Here is a 16,836-nt window from a genome sequence, read left to right as displayed (position 1 = left end):
CCGGGCAGATCGGCAGCCTGGCCGGGCATGGCAAACGCCAGCTGGCACTTTCCACGAGGGGAGGTGCCAGCTGGCGTTATGCGGTGAAAATCAGTTGTTCTCCAAGGCCTTGCTCACGGCCTCCACGATCGCAGGCAGCAAGGCAGCGAAGGCCCGAGCGCGATGCGAGATCGCATTCTTCTCTTCCGGCGTGTGCTCTGCCATCGACTTGCCAGCCCCGGCCGGTTCAAAGATGGGGTCATATCCGAAGCCATGCTCGCCGGCACGTTCGGTACGCAGCAGTCCCTCGACCTGGCCCAGCTTAACGTGCTCGCCGCCGTCCGGGGTCGCCAAGGCGGCGGCACAGACGAACTGCGCCCCGCGATGCTCAGCGGCGATATCGCCAAGCTGCGCGAGCAGCAAGTCGATATTTGCCTCGTCATTTCCGTGGACCCCGGACCAGCGAGCCGAGAAGATGCCCGGCGCGCCACCGAGCACGTCGACGCTCAAGCCAGAATCGTCGGCGAGCGCAACCAGTCCGGTGGACGCGGCAATTTCACGGGCCTTTTTCAGCGCGTTGCCCTGGAAGGTCACCTGGTCTTCGACCGGATCCGTGGCCCCCGCGGTGGCCGCGTCAATGACCTGGGAGTCGACATCCAGGCCTGGCACCTGTCCGCGCAGCAATTCGCGAAGCTCACGCAGCTTGCCCTGGTTATGCGAAGCGAGAACTAGAACTGGCTGGCTCATTTGCCGTTTTTCAAGGTGTCGCGCTGGATCTGTGCCAGCTCGTTGGTTCCGCCCAGGGCAAGGTCAAGCAGCGAATCCAGTTCGGAGCGCTTGAATGGAACGCCTTCGGCGGTGCCCTGTACTTCGACGAAGTCGCCGGAACCGGTGACCACGACGTTCATGTCGGTCTCGGCGCGGACGTCTTCCTCGTACGGCAGGTCAAGCATTGGGGTGCCGTCGATGATGCCGACGGAGATGGCGGCGACCGAGTCGGTGAGCACCTTGGCGTTTTCCTTCACGATGCCCTGCGAACGGGCCCAGGAAATGGATTCTGCCAATGCCACATAGGCGCCGGTGATTGCCGCGGTACGGGTGCCGCCGTCGGCCTGCAGCACGTCGCAGTCAAGAACAATGGTGTTTTCGCCCAGCGCCTTGGTGTCCACCACGGCGCGCAGCGAGCGTCCAATAAGGCGCGAGATCTCGTGGGTGCGTCCGGACAGCTTGCCCTTGACCGATTCGCGGGAGTTGCGGGTGTTCGTGGCACGCGGCAGCATGGCGTATTCGGCGGTGACCCAGCCGGTGCCCTGGCCTTTGAGCCAGCGCGGCACCCCTTCGGTGAAGGAAGCGGTGCACAGTACCCGGGTGTTGCCAAATTCAATCAGTGCAGACCCTTCGGCCTGGGCGGACCAGCCGCGGGTGATGGTGATGTCTCGAAGTTGCGCGGCTCCTCGGCCGTCAGCGCGTAAAGTCATGGTTCCATCCTAACCACGCTGGAGACCAGAATTTCACGAGATGGCCCCAGCATTACGGTGAAATGCACCTCGCCGGCGCTCTGCTTCATCGCCAGCCTCCGGGAATTGGTGCGATGGTGCCGTGCAGAAACACAAGAACAGCGCCTTCGAATCCGAGTTGCCGATTCAATGGCGCTGTTCTTTTGCTGGATCTCTACTTCTTGCGCTTGAGCAGCGGGAACTTGCGCGTTTTTTCATAGGAGATGGTCGGCAAAGTTCCGGTACGCGTCTTGAGGTAATCGGTACCGCGCTCCCCCTTGAACAGGGCCGGGTCCTTGTCTTCCTTCAGGCTGCCCGAATAGACGCCGTAGGTCACGCCGGATACCGCCACGGCAATGCCGCCGTCATAGGTTCCCTTGGCTTCCTCGACGACCTTGTTGATATCGGTCCAGACGGGAATGTGGGTCAAAAGCATGCGTTCAACGCCAGCAGCCGTGGCCATCTCGCCTGCTCGCTTGCCGGTCAGGTGCACCCCGTCGATGTGGTCATCGCGGCCTTCTTCAAAGGCAGCCTCGCAGAGGAACATGTCGGCGTCCTTGGCCGCTTCCACCAGGCCATCACAGGTGTCGGTATCGCCCGAGTACGTCAGCACGCTGGTCAGCAGCTCACCGTCCGGACCGGGTTCGCTGGCCTCCACGCGCAAGGCGTAGGCTTCTTCAATCGGGTGGCGCACCGGATATGGGGTGATGGTGAATGGACCGATTTTCACTGGCTTATTCGGCTGCCACACCTGGAAGTCGTAATCCTTGGCCATGGTGTCGCCATCGGGCAAGGAATAGGCAGTTTCGATGCGGTCTGCGGTCGCTTCGGGCCCGTGCACCAGCATCCGGTCGCGGCCCCAGCCGTTCGGGTCCCAGCGGATCGCAACGTGCAAGCCGCAAAGGTCCATGCAGTGGTCCGGGTGCAAATGGGAAATCATGATCCCATCGATGTCCTTGAGATCCGTGTAGCGCTGCAGAACACCCAGCGCGCCGGAGCCCAGATCCAGGAGGATCTTCCAGTCGCGCGTGCCATCAAAGGCCGACACCAGGTAGCAGGACGCGGGTGAGCCCGGTCCCGGGAACGACCCGGTGCATCCAATGATGGTCAGCTTCATTCGTTTCTCGCTTTCGACGCGGCGATCATTTGCGGAGTAATCCGCGCAATAGCGCCGGTCGGGTAGTGGGCGGCCACATGGTCCACGTGGCGCACCTGCAACACCTCGGGTCCGAGGAAACGGCGAGCCAGTACACCAAAACTATCAGCGTTGCCTGTGGCAAGGAACTCATGACGCGCCGCGATGCCGTCTTCGCGCACCAGCGAATGCCGCGTCAAGGCGCGGAAAACATCCTTCGCTGTTTCTTCCGCGCTGGAAACCAAAGTGACGCCATCGCCCATGACATAGGAAATCACGCCGGTCAGCAGCGGATAGTGGGTGCATCCCAGAATCAGGGTGTCCACGCCTGCTTCCTGCAACGGCGCCAGGTACTCCTGGGCGATCTGCAGAAGTTCTGCTCCCGCGGTAATGCCGGATTCCACGAACTCCACGAATCGCGGGCACGCCACCGAGGTCACCTGCAAGTTCGGGGCGGCGGCAAACGCGTCTTCGTAGGCGCGCGAGCCCACCGTGGCTTGCGTGCCGATGATCCCGATCTTGCCATTCTTGGAGCCGGCCACCGCACGCCGCACGGCCGGCTGGATGACTTCCACCACCGGGATTCCGTATCGGGCGGTGTACCGTTCACGGGCATCGCGCAGCACAGCGGCCGAAGCTGAATTGCACGCGATCACCAGCAGCTTCACCCCGGCATCCACCAATTCGTCCATGACGCCCAAGGCGTTGGCCCGCACCTGGGCAATAGGCAACGGGCCATAGGGGGAATTAGCGGTGTCCCCCACATAGATCAGCGACTCGCCGGGCAGCTGGTCGATAATCGCCCGGGCGACGGTCAATCCCCCGACCCCGGAATCGAAAATGCCGATTGGCGTATCGGAGTCGGGAACTGAAACCTGGCCGGTGGCAAAATAGGAATTCATCGATCAGGACTCCGCATCCATCAGTGCACCCATCAACGTATCTTGTACCCACGAAACCAGGTTGTAGACCAGGGCCAGGTACTCTTCGGGAGTTTCAACGTCGGCGGCATCCAGCATCTGGGAAACCCGTGCGGCATCTTGCTCATCGCGGATCTCCAGGCGCTCGGCCAGAACCAGCCGGACATCGTTCAACGCCTGGGCGAAGCGCTGCGCCTTGTCCTTGTCCAATACGATCTTGTCGGTTTCCAGGAGGAACTGGGCCTCGCGCAGCCGGCCGGCTTTTTGCGCAATCAGGTCCGCTTCGGTCAGCCGCCGGTGCTCTGCAGCCACCACCGGGTCATCACTGGCATCGGGCAGAAGCCTGGCCAGCCCCGGATCGGAGACCGGAGGCAAGTCCATCGACTCGGGACGCATCCCGGTCAGTGCGTACAAGGGGTCGATGTCCTCGGGCAGCCGATGCACCTCGGCACGTTCTTCGAGCATGGTGATCACGTCGCTGAAAAGTTCGCGAAGCAATTTGCGCTCAGCCGAGTGCAGGGTGCCGGTAATTCCGTGGGCACCGTTTTTGAAGGCCTTGGCCACGCTCAGGCCTCCTGGGTCATGGTCGCATTGAGCCCGAATCCGTGCATGGCCTGGACATCGGATTCGATGGCCTCGCGGCTGCCGCTGCGCACAGCGCAAAAACCATCATGATGCACCTGCAGCATGAGCTGTTCGGCCTTTTCCGCCGTGAAACCGAAGTAGGAACGGAACACATAAGCCACGTAGCTCATCAAGTTCACCGGGTCATTCCACACGATCAAGCGCCAGGGCTTTTCGCTGGTGGAGGCTGTTTCCATTTCGGGAAGTACATCGGGCATTGCGGTCATGATCCCTATTTTACGCGCGGATCCTGAACGCCACGCAGGACACGGTAAATATCACCTTCAGCGTGAGGCGTTATACAGTAAAACCGGTCTGCCAGAACGCGCAGCACCACCGCTGATACTTTTTTCGATCCCCAGGAGCGTCCCATGCGCACCAGCCTCTTCACCGACCACTACGAGTTGACCATGCTTCAGGCGGCCCTCGAGTCCGGTGCGGCCCACCGCCCATCCGTGTTTGAAGCTTTCGCACGGCGCTTGCCCGAGGGTCGACGCTACGGCGTAGTCGGCGGCACCGGCCGCCTGCTGGAGGGCCTTGTCGACTTCCACTTCGACGAAGAGCAGCTCCGTTTCCTCTGGGATCACCGGGTGGTGAACGCGCAGACCATCAAGTACCTGGAAAACTACCGTTTCAGCGGAAACATCTCCGGCTACGCCGAAGGCGAGCTCTACTTCCCCAACTCGCCCCTGCTGACCGTGGAATCCACCTTCGCCGAAGCTTGCGTGATTGAAACCTACCTGCTGTCGGTCATGAACCATGACTCGGCCATTGCCTCGGCGGCTTCGCGCATGATCGCTTCGGCCGGGGACCGCCCCTGCATCGAAATGGGTTCGCGCCGCACCCATGAAGAGTCGGCCGTCGCCGCCGCTCGCGCTGCCATGATCGCCGGGTTCACCTCGACCTCGAATCTGGAAGCCGGTGCGCGCTACGGGCTGAAAACCGTGGGCACCTCTGCCCACTCGTTCACTCTGCTGCATGATTCGGAGCGGGCAGCCTTCGAAGCCCAGGTGGCGTCGCTGGGCAAGGACACCATCTTGCTGGTGGATACCTACGATGTCGAGAATGGGGTGCGCACCGCCGTTGAGGTCGCCGGCCCTGAACTGGGCGGTGTCCGCCTGGACTCCGGCGACCTGGTCCAGCAGGCCGGCTGGGTGCGCCAGCTGCTCGATGACCTGGGCAACTGGAACACCAAGATCACCGTCACCTCCGATCTGGATGAGTATGCGATTGCCGCATTGGCCAGTGCGCCGGTTGATGCCTACGGCGTGGGCACCGCGCTGGTCACCGGTTCCGGGCACCCCACCGCTTCGATGGTCTACAAGCTGGTGGCCCGCCAGGATGATGCCGGCAGCTGGATCCCGGTGGCCAAGGCTGCCGCCAACAAGGCCAGCGTCGGCGGGCGCAAGCACGCGGTGCGACAGCTCAATGACCGCGACCGCGCCGTGGCCGAAATTGTCTCCACCACCGAGCACACCACCGGAGGCCCAGAGCGCGGCCTGGTGGTGCCGCTGGTGGTCAATGGGGAGATCGACATGTCGTACACGGGTGCTGCCGGAGTCCACAAGGCCACCGAACGCCACCGTGCTTCCACCCAGGAACTGCCCGGCATAGCCCGCAAGCTGCAGCGCGGCGAGCCAGTGATCCCAACGATCATGATCCAGGACTGAAAACACACCAGAATCTCAGTTGCGGGCCGTAGCCTTTCCTCACGTGGAATCGCCGGCCCGCCTCAAGGAGCACGCTATGACCCGAGCCCTGCTGATCATTGATCTGCAACCTGACTTTTGCGAAGGCGGAGCCTTGCCCGTGACCGGTGGAAACGCCGTGGCTGCGGCCATCGCCAGCGACGTGGCCGAGCGCCGCCAGAGCTATTCGGCCATAGTCACCACGCAGGACTGGCACATTGATCCTGGATCGCATTTTTCCGCATCGCCCGATTTTGTTGATTCGTGGCCGGTGCATTGTGTCGCAGGCACCGACGGCGCAGCACTGCATCCGCTGATCCGGGAAATACCGGTCGATGCCCGCTTCGCGAAGGGCCGTTACACCGCTGCGTATTCGGGCTTCGAAGCACGCGAGCTGGATCCTTCGGCGCCGCTCGGGGACGAGAACGGCATGCTCTTGGCGCCCTGGCTTGCCGCCCGTGGCATTACCGCAGTAGATATCGTGGGTCTCGCCGCGGACCATTGCGTGCGCGCCACCGCCCTGGACGCCGCGGCCGAAGGACTTGCCACCACGGTGATCTCGCCATTGACCGCTGCGGTCAGCCCCGGCATGCTGCCAGAAGTCCACGATGAACTGCGCGCTTCCGGCGTGACCGTCCTGAGCCTCGGCTAATACTGGCCCGGCACTGGGCAATGCGCTTGACCGGCGGCCAGGATATGGCATGCTGAGGGCACAAGAGATGTCCGGAGAAGGGATGAGCATGCGAAAGCTCGTGTACTACGTGGCCTCGACACTAGACGGCTATATTGCCGGCCCAGATGGCGGCGATCCCAGCGGAGAACCGTATTTCCCGGTGGCCAAGAGCGACATCGATTTCATCGTCGGGCAATACCCCGAGACACTGCCTGCGCCAGCGCGCCAGGCTTTGGGCGTCACCGGCCCAGGCCAGCTCTTCGACACGGTGCTGGAGGGCCGGGCTTCCTACGAAGTCGGGTTGGCCGCCGGGCTCACCAATGCTTATCCGCACCTTCGCCACATCGTCTTCTCAACCACGCTCAGGGCCGAGGATCCATCCATTGAAGTGGTCCGGGGCCAGGCACTGGAACGGGTTCGCGAACTCAAGTCCGAGCAAGGCAAGGATCTGTGGCTTGTTGGCGGTGGAACCCTGGCGTACAGCTTGCTTCCGGAAATCGACCGCCTCGTGCTCAAACAGCACAGCTCGATCATTGGTTCCGGCATCCCGCTGTTCAATGGCCCGTTCCAGATCCAGTCCTTCCGCCTCAGCGGGGAAACAGCACTGGATTCAGGCGTGCGGGTCGTAACCTACGATCGTGTTTGACCCGCTCGGACGCCAGGGCAAGTTCCCGTAACAACGCCTGCCGCATGCGGCCGTTGAATCATCTCCATTGACATCATGGGCCGGGGTGCGGTGGGGCCACTCCGCGCCGGGCCAAGTCAAGGCAAACCAGGGTGAATCCCAAAGTCTGCACGCGTTGAACTATCCCCAGGTGCCAGCCGCGGCGAGGCCAAGGCTGCCAGGCCTGCCATTTCTCCAGAACCACGGCCAGGCCAAAATTTTCGCGCAGCGCAGCCATATCACTGGGCTCGTGCAGTTCCGCATCCAGCGAAGTGAGGAGCCGCGGGACCCCATTCCTGGGCTCAGCGCCTTGCCCAGCTGGAAGATGGCGATCAGCACGAGCAGCATGATGGATGCACCCCGTGCCAGCCGATGGCCCGAGCGGAGGTAGCGCGCAAGCCTGTCCCAATGCCCCTATTTGCGACCGACGAACCAGTCCTGCAATTTATCGATGCGAGCCTGCAGCTGGTCCGCGGTGGCCTGCGGTACCGCTGGTCCCCCGCACACGCTGCGCAGCTTGTTGTGCACCTGCCCGTGCGGCATGCCGGTGCGGGCAGCCCACGCCGAGACATTCTTGGAGAGCTTGGAGCGCAAATCCATCATCCGCCGGTGATCCGAAACCGGTTCAGGCTTGGTCCCGCCCCGATTAATCTGCTTGCTCTGCTGCTTGCGCAGCAGCTCGGAGACCTGATCGGTTTCCAACAGTCCCGGAATGCCAAGGAATCCAAGTTCTTCATCGCTGCCGATATCAGCACCGGTGCCGAACTCCCCGCCGTCAAAGAGCACCCGGTCAAAAGAAGCCTGGGAATTGAGCGCCTCGAACTTGCTGCGCACCAGATCGTCACTGGCTTTGTCTTCCTTGTTGGCCTCCTCGAGCAAGGAGTCGTCCAGGCCGTCTTCGTCCTTGGAGCCTTCCTTGTCCAAGGCATGGTCGCGCTCGACTTCCATCTCATTGGCCAAGGCCATCAGGATCGGCACCGAGGGCAGGAAGACGCTGGCAACTTCACCACGCTTGCGGCTTCGCACAAAGCGCCCGACAGCCTGGGCGAAGAACAACGGAGTCGAGGTGCTGGTGGCATAGACGCCGACACAGAGCCGAGGCACATCGACGCCTTCGGACACCATTCGCACGGCCACCATCCAGCGGGCCTCCGAGGCGGAGAAGTCGTCAATCTTCTGCGACGCCTTGGGGTCGTCGGAAAGAATGGTGGTGACCTTCTCCCCGCAAATGGCCTCGAGCTGGGCAGCATATCCGCGGGCGTCTTCATGGTCGGTGGCGATAATGAGCCCGCCCGCGTCCTTGACCGTGCGGCGCACCTCTGACAGCCGCCGGTCAGCTGCCTGCAGCACCGAGGGGATCCAGTCGCCATGCGGGTCCAGCGCCGTGCGCCAGGCATGGGCGGTGACATCCTTGGTGAACCCCTCGCCGAGGTTGGCTTCCATTTCCTCGCCGGCGGCGGTGCGCCACCGCATATTGCCCGAGTAGGCCATGAAGAGCACCGGTCGAACCACGTGGTCGGCTAGCGCGTTGCCGTAGCCATAGGTGTAGTCGGCCTTGGAACGGCGGATCCCGTCACCCTCGTCGATGTACTGAACAAAGGGAATCGGCGCGGCATCCGAGCGAAACGGCGTTCCGGTCAGCGCCAGGCGGCGCGTTGCAGGTTCAAAGGCTTCGCGGATGCCATCGCCCCAGGACAGGGCGTCGCCTGCGTGGTGGACCTCATCCATGATCACCAGGGTGCGGGCATTCTCGGTCTTGGCACGGTGCACCGCTGGCTTCAAGGCCACCTGCGCATAGGTCACGACCACGCCCATGTAGTGCGAGCCGTGGCGCCCATCCGAGTTCTTGTAATTCGGGTCCAGGGCGATGCCCACGCGCGCTGCCGAGTCGGCCCACTGCTTTTTCAAGTGGTCGGTCGGGGCAACTACGATCATGCGGTTGATCTTGCCGGAGTCGATCAGCACCTTGGCCAGGCGCAGCGCGAAGGTGGTCTTGCCTGCGCCGGGGGTTGCCACGGCCATGAAGTCCCTGGGCTCGGTTTCAAAGTACTGGGCCAGGGCCTCTGCCTGCCAGGCACGAAGCTTGGGCCCGGTTCCCCAGGCTGCACGTTCCGGATACGCTACGGGGAGCTTGTCTTCCAGTGGAAGCTTGTCGCCAAAATCAAAGAGTGTCTCGGTCATATACCTTTTCCCGGCCGCGTGCTGTGTGAAGTAGTGCTGTTTTTCTCGGGCACTACCCCATCAAGGAGTCGTAGACTTCCTTGCACTCAGGGCATACCGGGAACTTCTTCGGGTCTCGACCCGGGGTCCAGACCTTGCCGCACAAAGCGATCACTGGTTCGCCGGACAGCGCCGACTCCATGATCTTTTCCTTCTGCACGTAATGGGCAAATCGCTCATGATCGCCGGCCTCGACACTCTGGGTTGTCTCGGTACGCTCGATTGTCGCTGTGCCGCCACGGGTTTCTTCAGACTGTTCCACCATGCCTTCAAGTCTAATACGGATTGGCCCCGCTGTCCGTCCGATCAGCATGGGAGCTTGTCCACATCCACGGCACATTCATCCCTGGTTTCCGCGTCCGCCTGCGGGCCGTGGCGGTGTTCCGCCAGGGATTTTCCACGAAGAATGATCGCCAGCAACGACACGGAGCCACCTGCCAGATTCCGGATCTGGCCGATGGCTCCGTGTCGCCTCTGAAGCGAGGGGCATTATTTGTTGAGCATGACGGCTTGCATCAATTCGGGGGTCCGCTGCTCGTACCATTTGCCACCCAGGGCGATGCCGCCGAACAGCAGCCCCACGCCGAGCACCAGGCCGATGCCCAGGGTCAGCAAGCCCAGGGGCTGCGATTCCTGGAACCACCCCATCAGGTAGGGAATGAACACCGGAATCAGCAAAATCGCCATGGTGCCGATGGTGGCCAGCTGCGTGACCGCGACGCGCAGGCCGTTGCCCGGCGGGGTTTTCATCGGATTATCCCCCGGCAGGGGCACCGCATAGGTGTAGCGCGCCGAGGCCACCGAGGCCACGCCCAGGGCAACCAGCAATGCGGCCAGCGACAGGCCCAGGTCCCCCGGGATCCGCCACGCTTCGCCGGCGATCGCGCCAGGCAGGATGGCCGCCGCCAGCACCGGGATAATCGACAGCGCAAAGCAGGCCAGCGCGCGTCCGGCGCGGTCGGCACGCCCCGATACTCCGGTCAGCACGTGCAGGGCAAAGGCAGTGTTGTCGTAGGAAATATCCGCTGAAATCGAAAAGCCGAGCAGGACTCCAATCAAGGGCCCCAGCAGATACATCATGGTGTAGTTTCCGGACTGGCTGCCGGTGAACCAGAAGAGCAGCGGCAATACCGGCACCATCAGCACACCGATGGCGTAGCGCGGGTCCTTGAGCCAATAGGTCAGAGCGCGGGCGATCACCGCGCCTGTGGGCGTCCCCGGGGTGTACTTGAAAAAGCCCAGTCCGCTCTGCTTGGCGGCCCGCTGTTGCGGCGGAGGGGTGACCGTGGCCTGCGCCGTCGCCCGGTTCACCAGCCAATACAGTCCCCCCAGGTAGGCCACCGCAAGAATCAAGCAGATGGCAAATTGCAGGTAATCGCCCTGGGCCAGCGCACCGGGCAGGGCCGCGGCGGCTCCGAGCGGAGTGTAGGCCAGGACGCTGGCGATCGGTCCGACCCAGTCCAGCAGGCTGTTGGCGGCCGAGGCGATCGAGGAGATGATCGGCCCCAGGCAGATCAGCAGCAGGAACAGCACGGCGAAGGTCAGTTCGCGGAAGCGGCGCTTGGCACGCAGGGCCGTGGCCATGATCGTCAAATACTGGCAGACCAGGACCGCCATCACCGCGGTGGCGATGGCCGCCACGACGGCAACCGGCAGCACCAGTGGCTCAAGCCGCCAGATCAGCGACCCGCCCACCAGCCCGATAATCGTCAAGATCGCCGGAACCGAGATGAAGCCGGAGAGCACCAGCGCCGGGCCCAGGACCTTCTGCGGAATGCCGAAGTGCACAAAGCGCGAAGGCTCCAAGGTCAGGTCAACGCCGGTGAGCAGCGGCGGAATGATGGCCCAGCCAAGCACCGCCAGTGAACCGATGAGGATGCTCAATTCGGCGTCGATGGCGGTTTCGCCGGCCAGGAACCAGGCCGCGAGCGTGAGCATCACGATCATCCCTAAGGCGTACAACCCGCCGATGATCACGCCGATCAGCTGGCCTGTCGAACGCTTGAACCCATTGGCCAGCAGCAAAAGCTTCAGTTTGAGGATGTGCGCAACCATGACAGCCCTTCGTTGTTTGCCCGTCCGCCCACCAGATCAACGAACCGGTCCTCCAGGCTCATGCCGCCGCGCACCTGCTCAACCGAGCCCTGCGCCTTGAGCACGCCGCCGGCAATCACTGCCACGTGGGTGCACATGCGCTGCACGAGATCCATCACATGCGAGGAAACGATCACGGTGCCGCCAAATTCAACGTAGTCGTTGAGGATGTCGCGGATATTGGCGGCCGATACCGGGTCAACGGCCTCGAAGGGCTCATCCAGCACCAGCAGCTTGGGCGAGTGGATCATCGCCGTGGCCAGCGAGATCTTCTTGGTCATGCCGGCCGAATAGTCCACCACCAGCTTGTCGCCGTCACCGGTCAGATCCATGACGCGCAACAGGTCCTCGGTGCGCTCAGCGACCTCGGCCCGGTCCATGCCGCGCAAGAGCCCCGAATAGCTCACCAGCTGCCGGCCGGTCAGCCGGTCGAACTGGCGCACGCCATCGGCCAGCACGCCCAGGGTTGCCTTGGCCGCCTGGGGATCAGCCCAGATATCCACCCCATTGGCCAGAGCTTGGCCGGAATCGGGCCTGAGCAGTCCGGTGGCCATGGACAGCATCGTGGTTTTGCCGGCTCCGTTGGGGCCCACGAGGCCATAGAAAGAGCCTGCAGGCACCTGCAGGCTGACGTTATCCACCGCGACCTTGGGGCCAAATTGCTTGGCGAGGCCGCGAATATCCAGTGCGATCTGAGTCATATTTTCAGGCTAGCAACACGCCTGGGAAATAAGCATCATCCTTTGGAATTAATCTTAGGTGCAAAAAGCCCCGGCCGACAAGCGAACTTGTCGGCCGGGGCACAGCGAAGCGGGACGGATCAGAACAGGACGCGCGCCAGTTTCTGTCGCGAGGCAGCCACGCGCGGATCGTTGTTTCCGACCACTGCGTAGAGCTCGATGAGGCGGCGGCGAACTCGTTCGCGATCATCGTCTGCCAGTTTCGAAATCAACGACACCAGACGGGCAAAGGCATCCTCCACGTGGCCGCCGATCAGATCAAGATCAGCGACATCGAGTTGCGCGGCAATCTCTTGCGGATTCTGCGCTGCCAGTTCGCGCGACGTGTTCAAATCGAGGTTCTGCGTGCGCGAGAGCAGCCGCACCTGGTATACGCCCACCTGCGCGTCGTGGTCGTTCGGCTTCTCGTTCAGCGCTTCGAGGTAGGCGGCTTCGGCGGCGGCGTAGTCGCCCGCGTCAATCGCATCCACGGCCTTCTGGTGCAGCGGCGGCAACTCGGGCTCGGTGTTCCCAGCGGTTCCGCTCAATGGCGGCACCGTTCCGCCCAGGCCCTGCTGCACGGCGAGCTGTTCCAGCTGGCCCAGCAACTGCACAATCTGCTCCTCGGCGGCCGGGCCCTGGAACAGCGGCACCGGCTGGCCCTTGACCAGGGCGACCACCATCGGAATCTGCTGGGCCTGGAAAGCCTGGGCGATCTGGGGATAGGTTTCGGCATCTACCACGCCGAGAACGAACTTGCCGTTCTTGGCATCGACCAGCCTGCGCAGCACGGCATCGAGATCAGCCGAGACCTGCACCCGGGGCGAACCCAGCGACACGATGGCCGGCACGCTTTGGGAGAGGCCGACAAACTGTTCGAAGGATGCCTCGTCCAGGCTGGTGGTCCAGCTGGCAGCTGCCGAATCGGTGGTGCCGGTGGCCTGCGGGCTATGGTGGGCCAACGCCGAGAGGTCTACCGCGCCACGGGTTGAAGGAATGTTCTCTTCGCTCATGGGTACTAGTCAACTTCCTTTACGTCGAGCAGGACTTGGTCAGCGGAGATCAATTGGATCTTGTCCTCGGAACCACTGGCAGGGATATAGAACATCACCGGCTCAGCGTAGGTGCTCTCCACGTTGCCGTTGGAGGAGCTGGAACCCAGCAGCTGCTCGGTCAGCTTGTCGCTGCTCTTGAGCGGATCGGCGTTTTCGGTGCGCTCGAACAAGGCCTTGTTATCCAGCTTGCCTGCCACAATCGCGCCACCGTCAGGCGTGGACACCGCGAAGGTGTCGCCCTTGGTGACCGAGCGCTTATAGCTGACCTTGGCCTCGTCGGCATTCTCGGACTCGGACTTCTGGGCCGCATGGATGGCCTTGATGAACTCGGACTCGGCAAATTTGCCCTTTTGCTTTGAATCCTCGTTGGTCAGCACATCACCGAGGGCTTCCAGGGCCTTTTCCGGCGTCATCTGCAAGTCCTTGGCATCAGCGGTCAACTGCTTGGTGGCCGGGTCGCCCACGGCAATGCCTGGGAAGGAGGAGTTCGGGAGCATCTGGCCGGCGAAAACAACCTTGTAGTTATCCCGTGCGCTCTTTTGGACCAGGGTCAGGGCCTGCGGCAGGGTATTGGCGTCGTTGTCCTTGGCGGTCACCACGGAGATCACGCGGGGGAACTTTGCCTCGCTGGCATTTGGCACGGCAGCCGAGCGCAGAACCTGGGTGTTCAGGGTCAGCGGCTTATCCACCTTGAACTCGTCCTTGAGCATGTCGTAGCGCTTGCCGCGCAAGTACTTGAAAGCACCCGCGGCACGGGAATCCAAGGCCTTGGTGTCGTTCTTTTCATCGGCGTTGCCGACCTGCTTCTGGACATCTGCCAGAACGCTCTTGAGCTGCTCTTCGGTCAGCACCGGGAAGGCGACCGGCTCCTCTTCGCTTTCCGAGGCAGAGGCGGAACTGGAACCGGATTCCTCGGCGGGTGCCGAGGATGCGGCGCTCGAGCTGGCATCGCCGGACTTGGCGGCAGACTCGGAAGGCGATGCGCTGGATTCATCCTGCGGCTGCATCGGCAAGGTGACACCGGACAGGGCGAGGGCAACAACGGCCGCCGCGGCCACGGAGTGCTGGGCGTTCGAGCCGGTCTTCGGCTTGCCCGGACGCATCACCAGCAGGGCCAGCCCGAAGACCAGCAGCAAAGAGCCGGCAATGATCAATGGCAGCGCGAAGGGCATCGCGTCGTCATTGGCGTAGGTTACCGAAATATCCACTGGGGCAGCGTCCTTTCCGCCAGCAGCCAGCAGCAGTGACCAGTCGCCCGAATCTGGAGCAGTCCAGCGGTAGGTCATGGTGCCGTCAGCGCTTTGCGAATCGAAGAAGATGTCATCGCCTGCAGGGTTGGGCACTTCGGCTTCGCCATCGACGTATTCGGCGATCATCTTGTGGTTCACTGTGTCGATGCCGGTCAGCGACACGTGCGCTGCGTTATCGACCCACGCATCCACGTCATAGCTGCGTCCCAAAGATGCAGTGAATTCGCCCTTGGCCTTGATCACCAGTTCCACCGGTGCGACCTTCGGGTCGTTGACCGAGGGCTCGATCAGGGTCAGCGGCGCCTCGCCGTCCAGTTGCGGCATGGAAGCGGTGACCGTTTCGGGCGGGGCCCAAAAGGTCTTCTGTCCGATGCCGGCTACGAGGGCCGCAGCCCCCAGCAGCATCGCGATCACGGAGATTACTTTTCGCACGAGTTCACCTATTCGCCTACGTCTTACAGCAGTTCATTCCCAAGTCTAACGAGTTCGGCGCGAACATGGTTCCGTTCCGGGGCTGTGAAGTGGCTCATTGGTGTTTCAACTCAATGTCTTGAAACACATATTCACCTCTCGCCCGCGATATGCTCGGTGCCATGGAGCCAGATCAGCAGCGCCAGCACCACGATCCTCATGACCCCGAGGATCGCGCCAGCACGCCCTCCCCCTTATCAGCGCCGGGTGCTTCACAACCTGTGAATTCCCCGGAAACGGCATCCAGTGGACCAAATAGCGCCGAAAACCAGGCCGCGCAGCCGCAAGGCACGCTGGCCCGGCGCCTCGGTGCAAGCCTGGCAAAAATGTTCAGCACTCCAGCCCGCACCGCAGCGCTGGGCGAGGTTCCCGATCACCAGTCGGAAGAGGCCTTCGACCCCTTCCCTGTGCTGCATCCTATTTCGATGGGCTTCCTGGCCACGATCGGAGTGGGCTTGGCCCTGGGCGGCTACTACGTGTTGACCAATGTGGGTTCGCTGCTGACCTGGATTGCCATTGCCTTGTTCATTGCGCTCGGACTGGATCCGGTAGTCCGCTTCCTGATGCGCCGCGGATTATCCCGCCCCTTGGCCGTAGTCGCCACCATGGTGGGCATGCTGGGCATCTTCGGCGGTTTCATGGCGCTGATCATCCCGACACTGGTCAACCAGATCACCACCTTCATCACCCGGGCCCCTGATATCGTTGCCGATTTCCTGAACAGCCAATGGGTGCGCGAAATCGACCAGCAATATGCGCTCTCTGAACGCGTGACCACCGAGGTGGACCGCTTCTTCGGAGATTCCGGTGCCGTAACCAATGTCTTCGGCGGCGTCCTTGGCGTGTCGCAAACCGTAGCCCAGTCGATGTTCGGCGTACTGATAGTCCTGGTGCTGGCCATCTACTTCTTGGCCTCGTTGCCGGGCATGATGGGCTTCTCGCTGCGCCTGGCTCCGCGCTCCAAGCGCGAGAGGGTCGCCGAGCTCGCCGAAAAGATTACCCGCTCGGTGGGCAACTACGTCATGGGCCAGGCGACTGTGGCGGTTCTGAACTCGCTGGTCGCCCTGCTCTTGATGACCATTCTCGGCGTGCCGTTCACCGCGCTGCTCACCTTGCTGGTGGCCATGCTGGCATTCATTCCGCTCGTGGGCGGTGTGATTGCCGGAATCCTGGTCACCCTGGTGACGCTGTCCCTGGGTTGGCAGACCGCCTTGATCTACGCGATCTGCTACTTCGGCTACCTGCAGGTGGAGGCCTATTTCGTATCGCCTCGCATCATGCGCCGGGCGGTCGCGGTTCCTGGTGCCGTCGCCGTCATCTCAGTCATTGCCGGCGGAACCTTGGCCGGGGTTACCGGCGCCTTGATGGCGATCCCGGTGGCGGCCAGTGCCATGATCTTGCTGCGCGAAGTCTTCATCGCACGCCAGGACCGCCGCTAGCGGCAACTAGTAGCGGTAGGACCGCGTGTCCCAGCAGTGCGGATGCCAATGCCGCCGAGCCGAGGCTGCCGCGTCGTCGCCGGACCAGTGATCGGCCCGCCACGCCACCACATGCCCGACTCCGATGCCAATCTTCTGGTGGCATCCGGGGCAGATGTAGGCCTTATTGGCATTCAGCGGTGCAATCTTGCGTACGTGCCACTGGCCATCGGGAGCGTCCTGAAGCCGCACCACGCCGAAACGAGCGCGTTGCAGCCAGTCATCGGCGCCAGCTTCATACTCTGATTCTTCATCATGATTCCGCGCCTTGCCGGGACGGGGATTCTTCGAACGGCGCGGACGGTTTGAACGTGGCATGTCATTAATCATGCCGTATCTGCCCGCACAACACGCAACCAGCTAGTAAAGT

Annotated in this window: 17 protein-coding genes and 1 pseudogene; 4 read left to right on the top strand and 14 right to left on the bottom strand. The window is 62.7% G+C overall.

The genetic code is table 11. The features are described 5' to 3' along the window. Positions 1-90 precede the first annotated feature (90 nt). The 6 genes and pseudogenes from rdgB to clpS all read right to left on the bottom strand — a co-directional run bounded on the left by rdgB (position 91) and on the right by clpS (position 4,381). Positions 91-726 carry an RdgB/HAM1 family non-canonical purine NTP pyrophosphatase gene (gene rdgB / locus AOZ07_RS06755; protein ID WP_060701313.1) on the bottom strand — a complete coding sequence of 212 codons (636 nt, stop codon included), beginning with the start codon at positions 724-726 and terminating at the stop codon, positions 91-93. Then, positions 723-1,457 (bottom strand): ribonuclease PH, encoded by a 735-nt coding sequence (gene rph / locus AOZ07_RS06750; RefSeq protein WP_060701312.1) that lies wholly within the window; start codon positions 1,455-1,457, stop codon positions 723-725. The genes rdgB and rph overlap by 4 nt, the downstream gene beginning before the upstream one ends. A gap of 340 nt (positions 1,458-1,797) precedes the next feature. Beyond that, positions 1,798-2,592, bottom strand: a pseudogene (locus AOZ07_RS06745) (MBL fold metallo-hydrolase); the annotation flags it as partial. Next, positions 2,589-3,512: a glutamate racemase gene (murI, locus tag AOZ07_RS06740; RefSeq protein WP_060701310.1), complete on the bottom strand. Its 924-nt coding sequence runs from the start codon at positions 3,510-3,512 to the stop codon at positions 2,589-2,591. The pseudogene AOZ07_RS06745 and the gene murI, both read right to left, overlap by 4 nt. Before the next feature lie 3 nt (positions 3,513-3,515). Further along, complete coding sequence (locus AOZ07_RS06735) at positions 3,516-4,094, bottom strand: DUF2017 domain-containing protein (RefSeq protein WP_060701309.1); 579 nt, start codon at positions 4,092-4,094, stop codon at positions 3,516-3,518. A 2-nt stretch (positions 4,095-4,096) separates the two neighbouring features. Next, the gene (gene clpS / locus AOZ07_RS06730; RefSeq protein ID WP_060701308.1) at positions 4,097-4,381 is read right to left on the bottom strand and encodes an ATP-dependent Clp protease adapter ClpS; all 285 of its coding nucleotides are present in this window, start codon (positions 4,379-4,381) and stop codon (positions 4,097-4,099) included. Between the two features lie 144 nt (positions 4,382-4,525). Here clpS and AOZ07_RS06725 point away from each other — a divergent pair, with 144 nt between their 5' ends. From AOZ07_RS06725 to AOZ07_RS06715, 3 genes are all read left to right on the top strand, one after another. Continuing rightward, positions 4,526-5,824, top strand: a complete 1,299-nt coding sequence (locus AOZ07_RS06725) for a nicotinate phosphoribosyltransferase (RefSeq protein WP_060701307.1) — start codon at positions 4,526-4,528, stop codon at positions 5,822-5,824. A gap of 76 nt (positions 5,825-5,900) precedes the next feature. Next, a complete protein-coding gene (locus AOZ07_RS06720; RefSeq protein ID WP_060701306.1) occupies positions 5,901-6,494 on the top strand; it encodes an isochorismatase family protein in 594 nt (197 codons plus the stop codon). A gap of 49 nt (positions 6,495-6,543) precedes the next feature. Then, positions 6,544-7,161 carry a dihydrofolate reductase family protein gene (locus AOZ07_RS06715; RefSeq protein ID WP_236995282.1) on the top strand — a complete coding sequence of 206 codons (618 nt, stop codon included), beginning with the start codon at positions 6,544-6,546 and terminating at the stop codon, positions 7,159-7,161. 73 nt (positions 7,162-7,234) lie between these two features. Here AOZ07_RS06715 and AOZ07_RS18750 read toward each other — a convergent pair whose 3' ends face one another. The 7 genes from AOZ07_RS18750 to AOZ07_RS06680 all read right to left on the bottom strand — a co-directional run bounded on the left by AOZ07_RS18750 (position 7,235) and on the right by AOZ07_RS06680 (position 14,949). Continuing rightward, positions 7,235-7,417 carry a hypothetical protein gene (locus AOZ07_RS18750; protein ID WP_194943820.1) on the bottom strand — a complete coding sequence of 61 codons (183 nt, stop codon included), beginning with the start codon at positions 7,415-7,417 and terminating at the stop codon, positions 7,235-7,237. A gap of 176 nt (positions 7,418-7,593) precedes the next feature. Beyond that, the gene (locus tag AOZ07_RS06705; RefSeq protein WP_060701304.1) at positions 7,594-9,360 is read right to left on the bottom strand and encodes a DEAD/DEAH box helicase; all 1,767 of its coding nucleotides are present in this window, start codon (positions 9,358-9,360) and stop codon (positions 7,594-7,596) included. A gap of 52 nt (positions 9,361-9,412) precedes the next feature. Beyond that, on the bottom strand, positions 9,413-9,664 hold the full coding sequence (locus AOZ07_RS06700) for a DUF3039 domain-containing protein (protein ID WP_022876321.1): 252 nt from the start codon (positions 9,662-9,664) through the stop codon (positions 9,413-9,415). A gap of 224 nt (positions 9,665-9,888) precedes the next feature. Further along, complete coding sequence (locus tag AOZ07_RS06695) at positions 9,889-11,454, bottom strand: hypothetical protein (protein WP_060701303.1); 1,566 nt, start codon at positions 11,452-11,454, stop codon at positions 9,889-9,891. Then, positions 11,430-12,194: an ABC transporter ATP-binding protein gene (locus AOZ07_RS06690; RefSeq protein WP_060701302.1), complete on the bottom strand. Its 765-nt coding sequence runs from the start codon at positions 12,192-12,194 to the stop codon at positions 11,430-11,432. The genes AOZ07_RS06695 and AOZ07_RS06690 overlap by 25 nt, the downstream gene beginning before the upstream one ends. Before the next feature lie 119 nt (positions 12,195-12,313). Further along, positions 12,314-13,225: a co-chaperone YbbN gene (locus tag AOZ07_RS06685; protein WP_060701301.1), complete on the bottom strand. Its 912-nt coding sequence runs from the start codon at positions 13,223-13,225 to the stop codon at positions 12,314-12,316. 5 nt (positions 13,226-13,230) lie between these two features. Then, the gene (locus tag AOZ07_RS06680; protein WP_060701300.1) at positions 13,231-14,949 is read right to left on the bottom strand and encodes a DUF8094 domain-containing protein; all 1,719 of its coding nucleotides are present in this window, start codon (positions 14,947-14,949) and stop codon (positions 13,231-13,233) included. 161 nt (positions 14,950-15,110) lie between these two features. Here AOZ07_RS06680 and AOZ07_RS06675 point away from each other — a divergent pair, with 161 nt between their 5' ends. Next, positions 15,111-16,427 (top strand): AI-2E family transporter, encoded by a 1,317-nt coding sequence (locus AOZ07_RS06675; RefSeq protein ID WP_060703343.1) that lies wholly within the window; start codon positions 15,111-15,113, stop codon positions 16,425-16,427. Positions 16,428-16,433: 6 nt separating this feature from the next. Here AOZ07_RS06675 and AOZ07_RS06670 read toward each other — a convergent pair whose 3' ends face one another. Then, positions 16,434-16,784 (bottom strand): hypothetical protein, encoded by a 351-nt coding sequence (locus tag AOZ07_RS06670; protein ID WP_060701299.1) that lies wholly within the window; start codon positions 16,782-16,784, stop codon positions 16,434-16,436. Between the last annotated feature and the right edge of the window lie 52 nt (positions 16,785-16,836).

It is taken from the genome of Glutamicibacter halophytocola, assembly GCF_001302565.1.
GTDB lineage: Bacteria > Actinomycetota > Actinomycetes > Actinomycetales > Micrococcaceae > Glutamicibacter > Glutamicibacter halophytocola.
This window is presented reverse-complemented; position numbering and strand designations above follow the sequence as displayed.

What these genes read in the sequence shown, in the direction of transcription:
- rdgB (WP_060701313.1), bottom strand. Translation starts at nt 726, where the DNA reads ATGAGCCAGCCAGTTCTAGTTCTCGCTTCGCATAACCAGGGCAAGCTG.
- rph (WP_060701312.1), bottom strand. Translation starts at nt 1,457, where the DNA reads ATGACTTTACGCGCTGACGGCCGAGGAGCCGCGCAACTTCGAGACATC.
- murI (WP_060701310.1), bottom strand. Translation starts at nt 3,512, where the DNA reads ATGAATTCCTATTTTGCCACCGGCCAGGTTTCAGTTCCCGACTCCGAT.
- clpS (WP_060701308.1), bottom strand. Translation starts at nt 4,381, where the DNA reads ATGACCGCAATGCCCGATGTACTTCCCGAAATGGAAACAGCCTCCACC.
- AOZ07_RS06725 (WP_060701307.1), top strand. Translation starts at nt 4,526, where the DNA reads ATGCGCACCAGCCTCTTCACCGACCACTACGAGTTGACCATGCTTCAG.
- AOZ07_RS06720 (WP_060701306.1), top strand. Translation starts at nt 5,901, where the DNA reads ATGACCCGAGCCCTGCTGATCATTGATCTGCAACCTGACTTTTGCGAA.
- AOZ07_RS06715 (WP_236995282.1), top strand. Translation starts at nt 6,544, where the DNA reads ATGCTGAGGGCACAAGAGATGTCCGGAGAAGGGATGAGCATGCGAAAG.
- AOZ07_RS18750 (WP_194943820.1), bottom strand. Translation starts at nt 7,417, where the DNA reads ATGGCTGCGCTGCGCGAAAATTTTGGCCTGGCCGTGGTTCTGGAGAAA.
- AOZ07_RS06705 (WP_060701304.1), bottom strand. Translation starts at nt 9,360, where the DNA reads ATGACCGAGACACTCTTTGATTTTGGCGACAAGCTTCCACTGGAAGAC.
- AOZ07_RS06700 (WP_022876321.1), bottom strand. Translation starts at nt 9,664, where the DNA reads ATGGTGGAACAGTCTGAAGAAACCCGTGGCGGCACAGCGACAATCGAG.
- AOZ07_RS06695 (WP_060701303.1), bottom strand. Translation starts at nt 11,454, where the DNA reads ATGGTTGCGCACATCCTCAAACTGAAGCTTTTGCTGCTGGCCAATGGG.
- AOZ07_RS06690 (WP_060701302.1), bottom strand. Translation starts at nt 12,194, where the DNA reads ATGACTCAGATCGCACTGGATATTCGCGGCCTCGCCAAGCAATTTGGC.
- AOZ07_RS06685 (WP_060701301.1), bottom strand. Translation starts at nt 13,225, where the DNA reads ATGAGCGAAGAGAACATTCCTTCAACCCGTGGCGCGGTAGACCTCTCG.
- AOZ07_RS06675 (WP_060703343.1), top strand. Translation starts at nt 15,111, where the DNA reads ATGGAGCCAGATCAGCAGCGCCAGCACCACGATCCTCATGACCCCGAG.
- AOZ07_RS06670 (WP_060701299.1), bottom strand. Translation starts at nt 16,784, where the DNA reads ATGCCACGTTCAAACCGTCCGCGCCGTTCGAAGAATCCCCGTCCCGGC.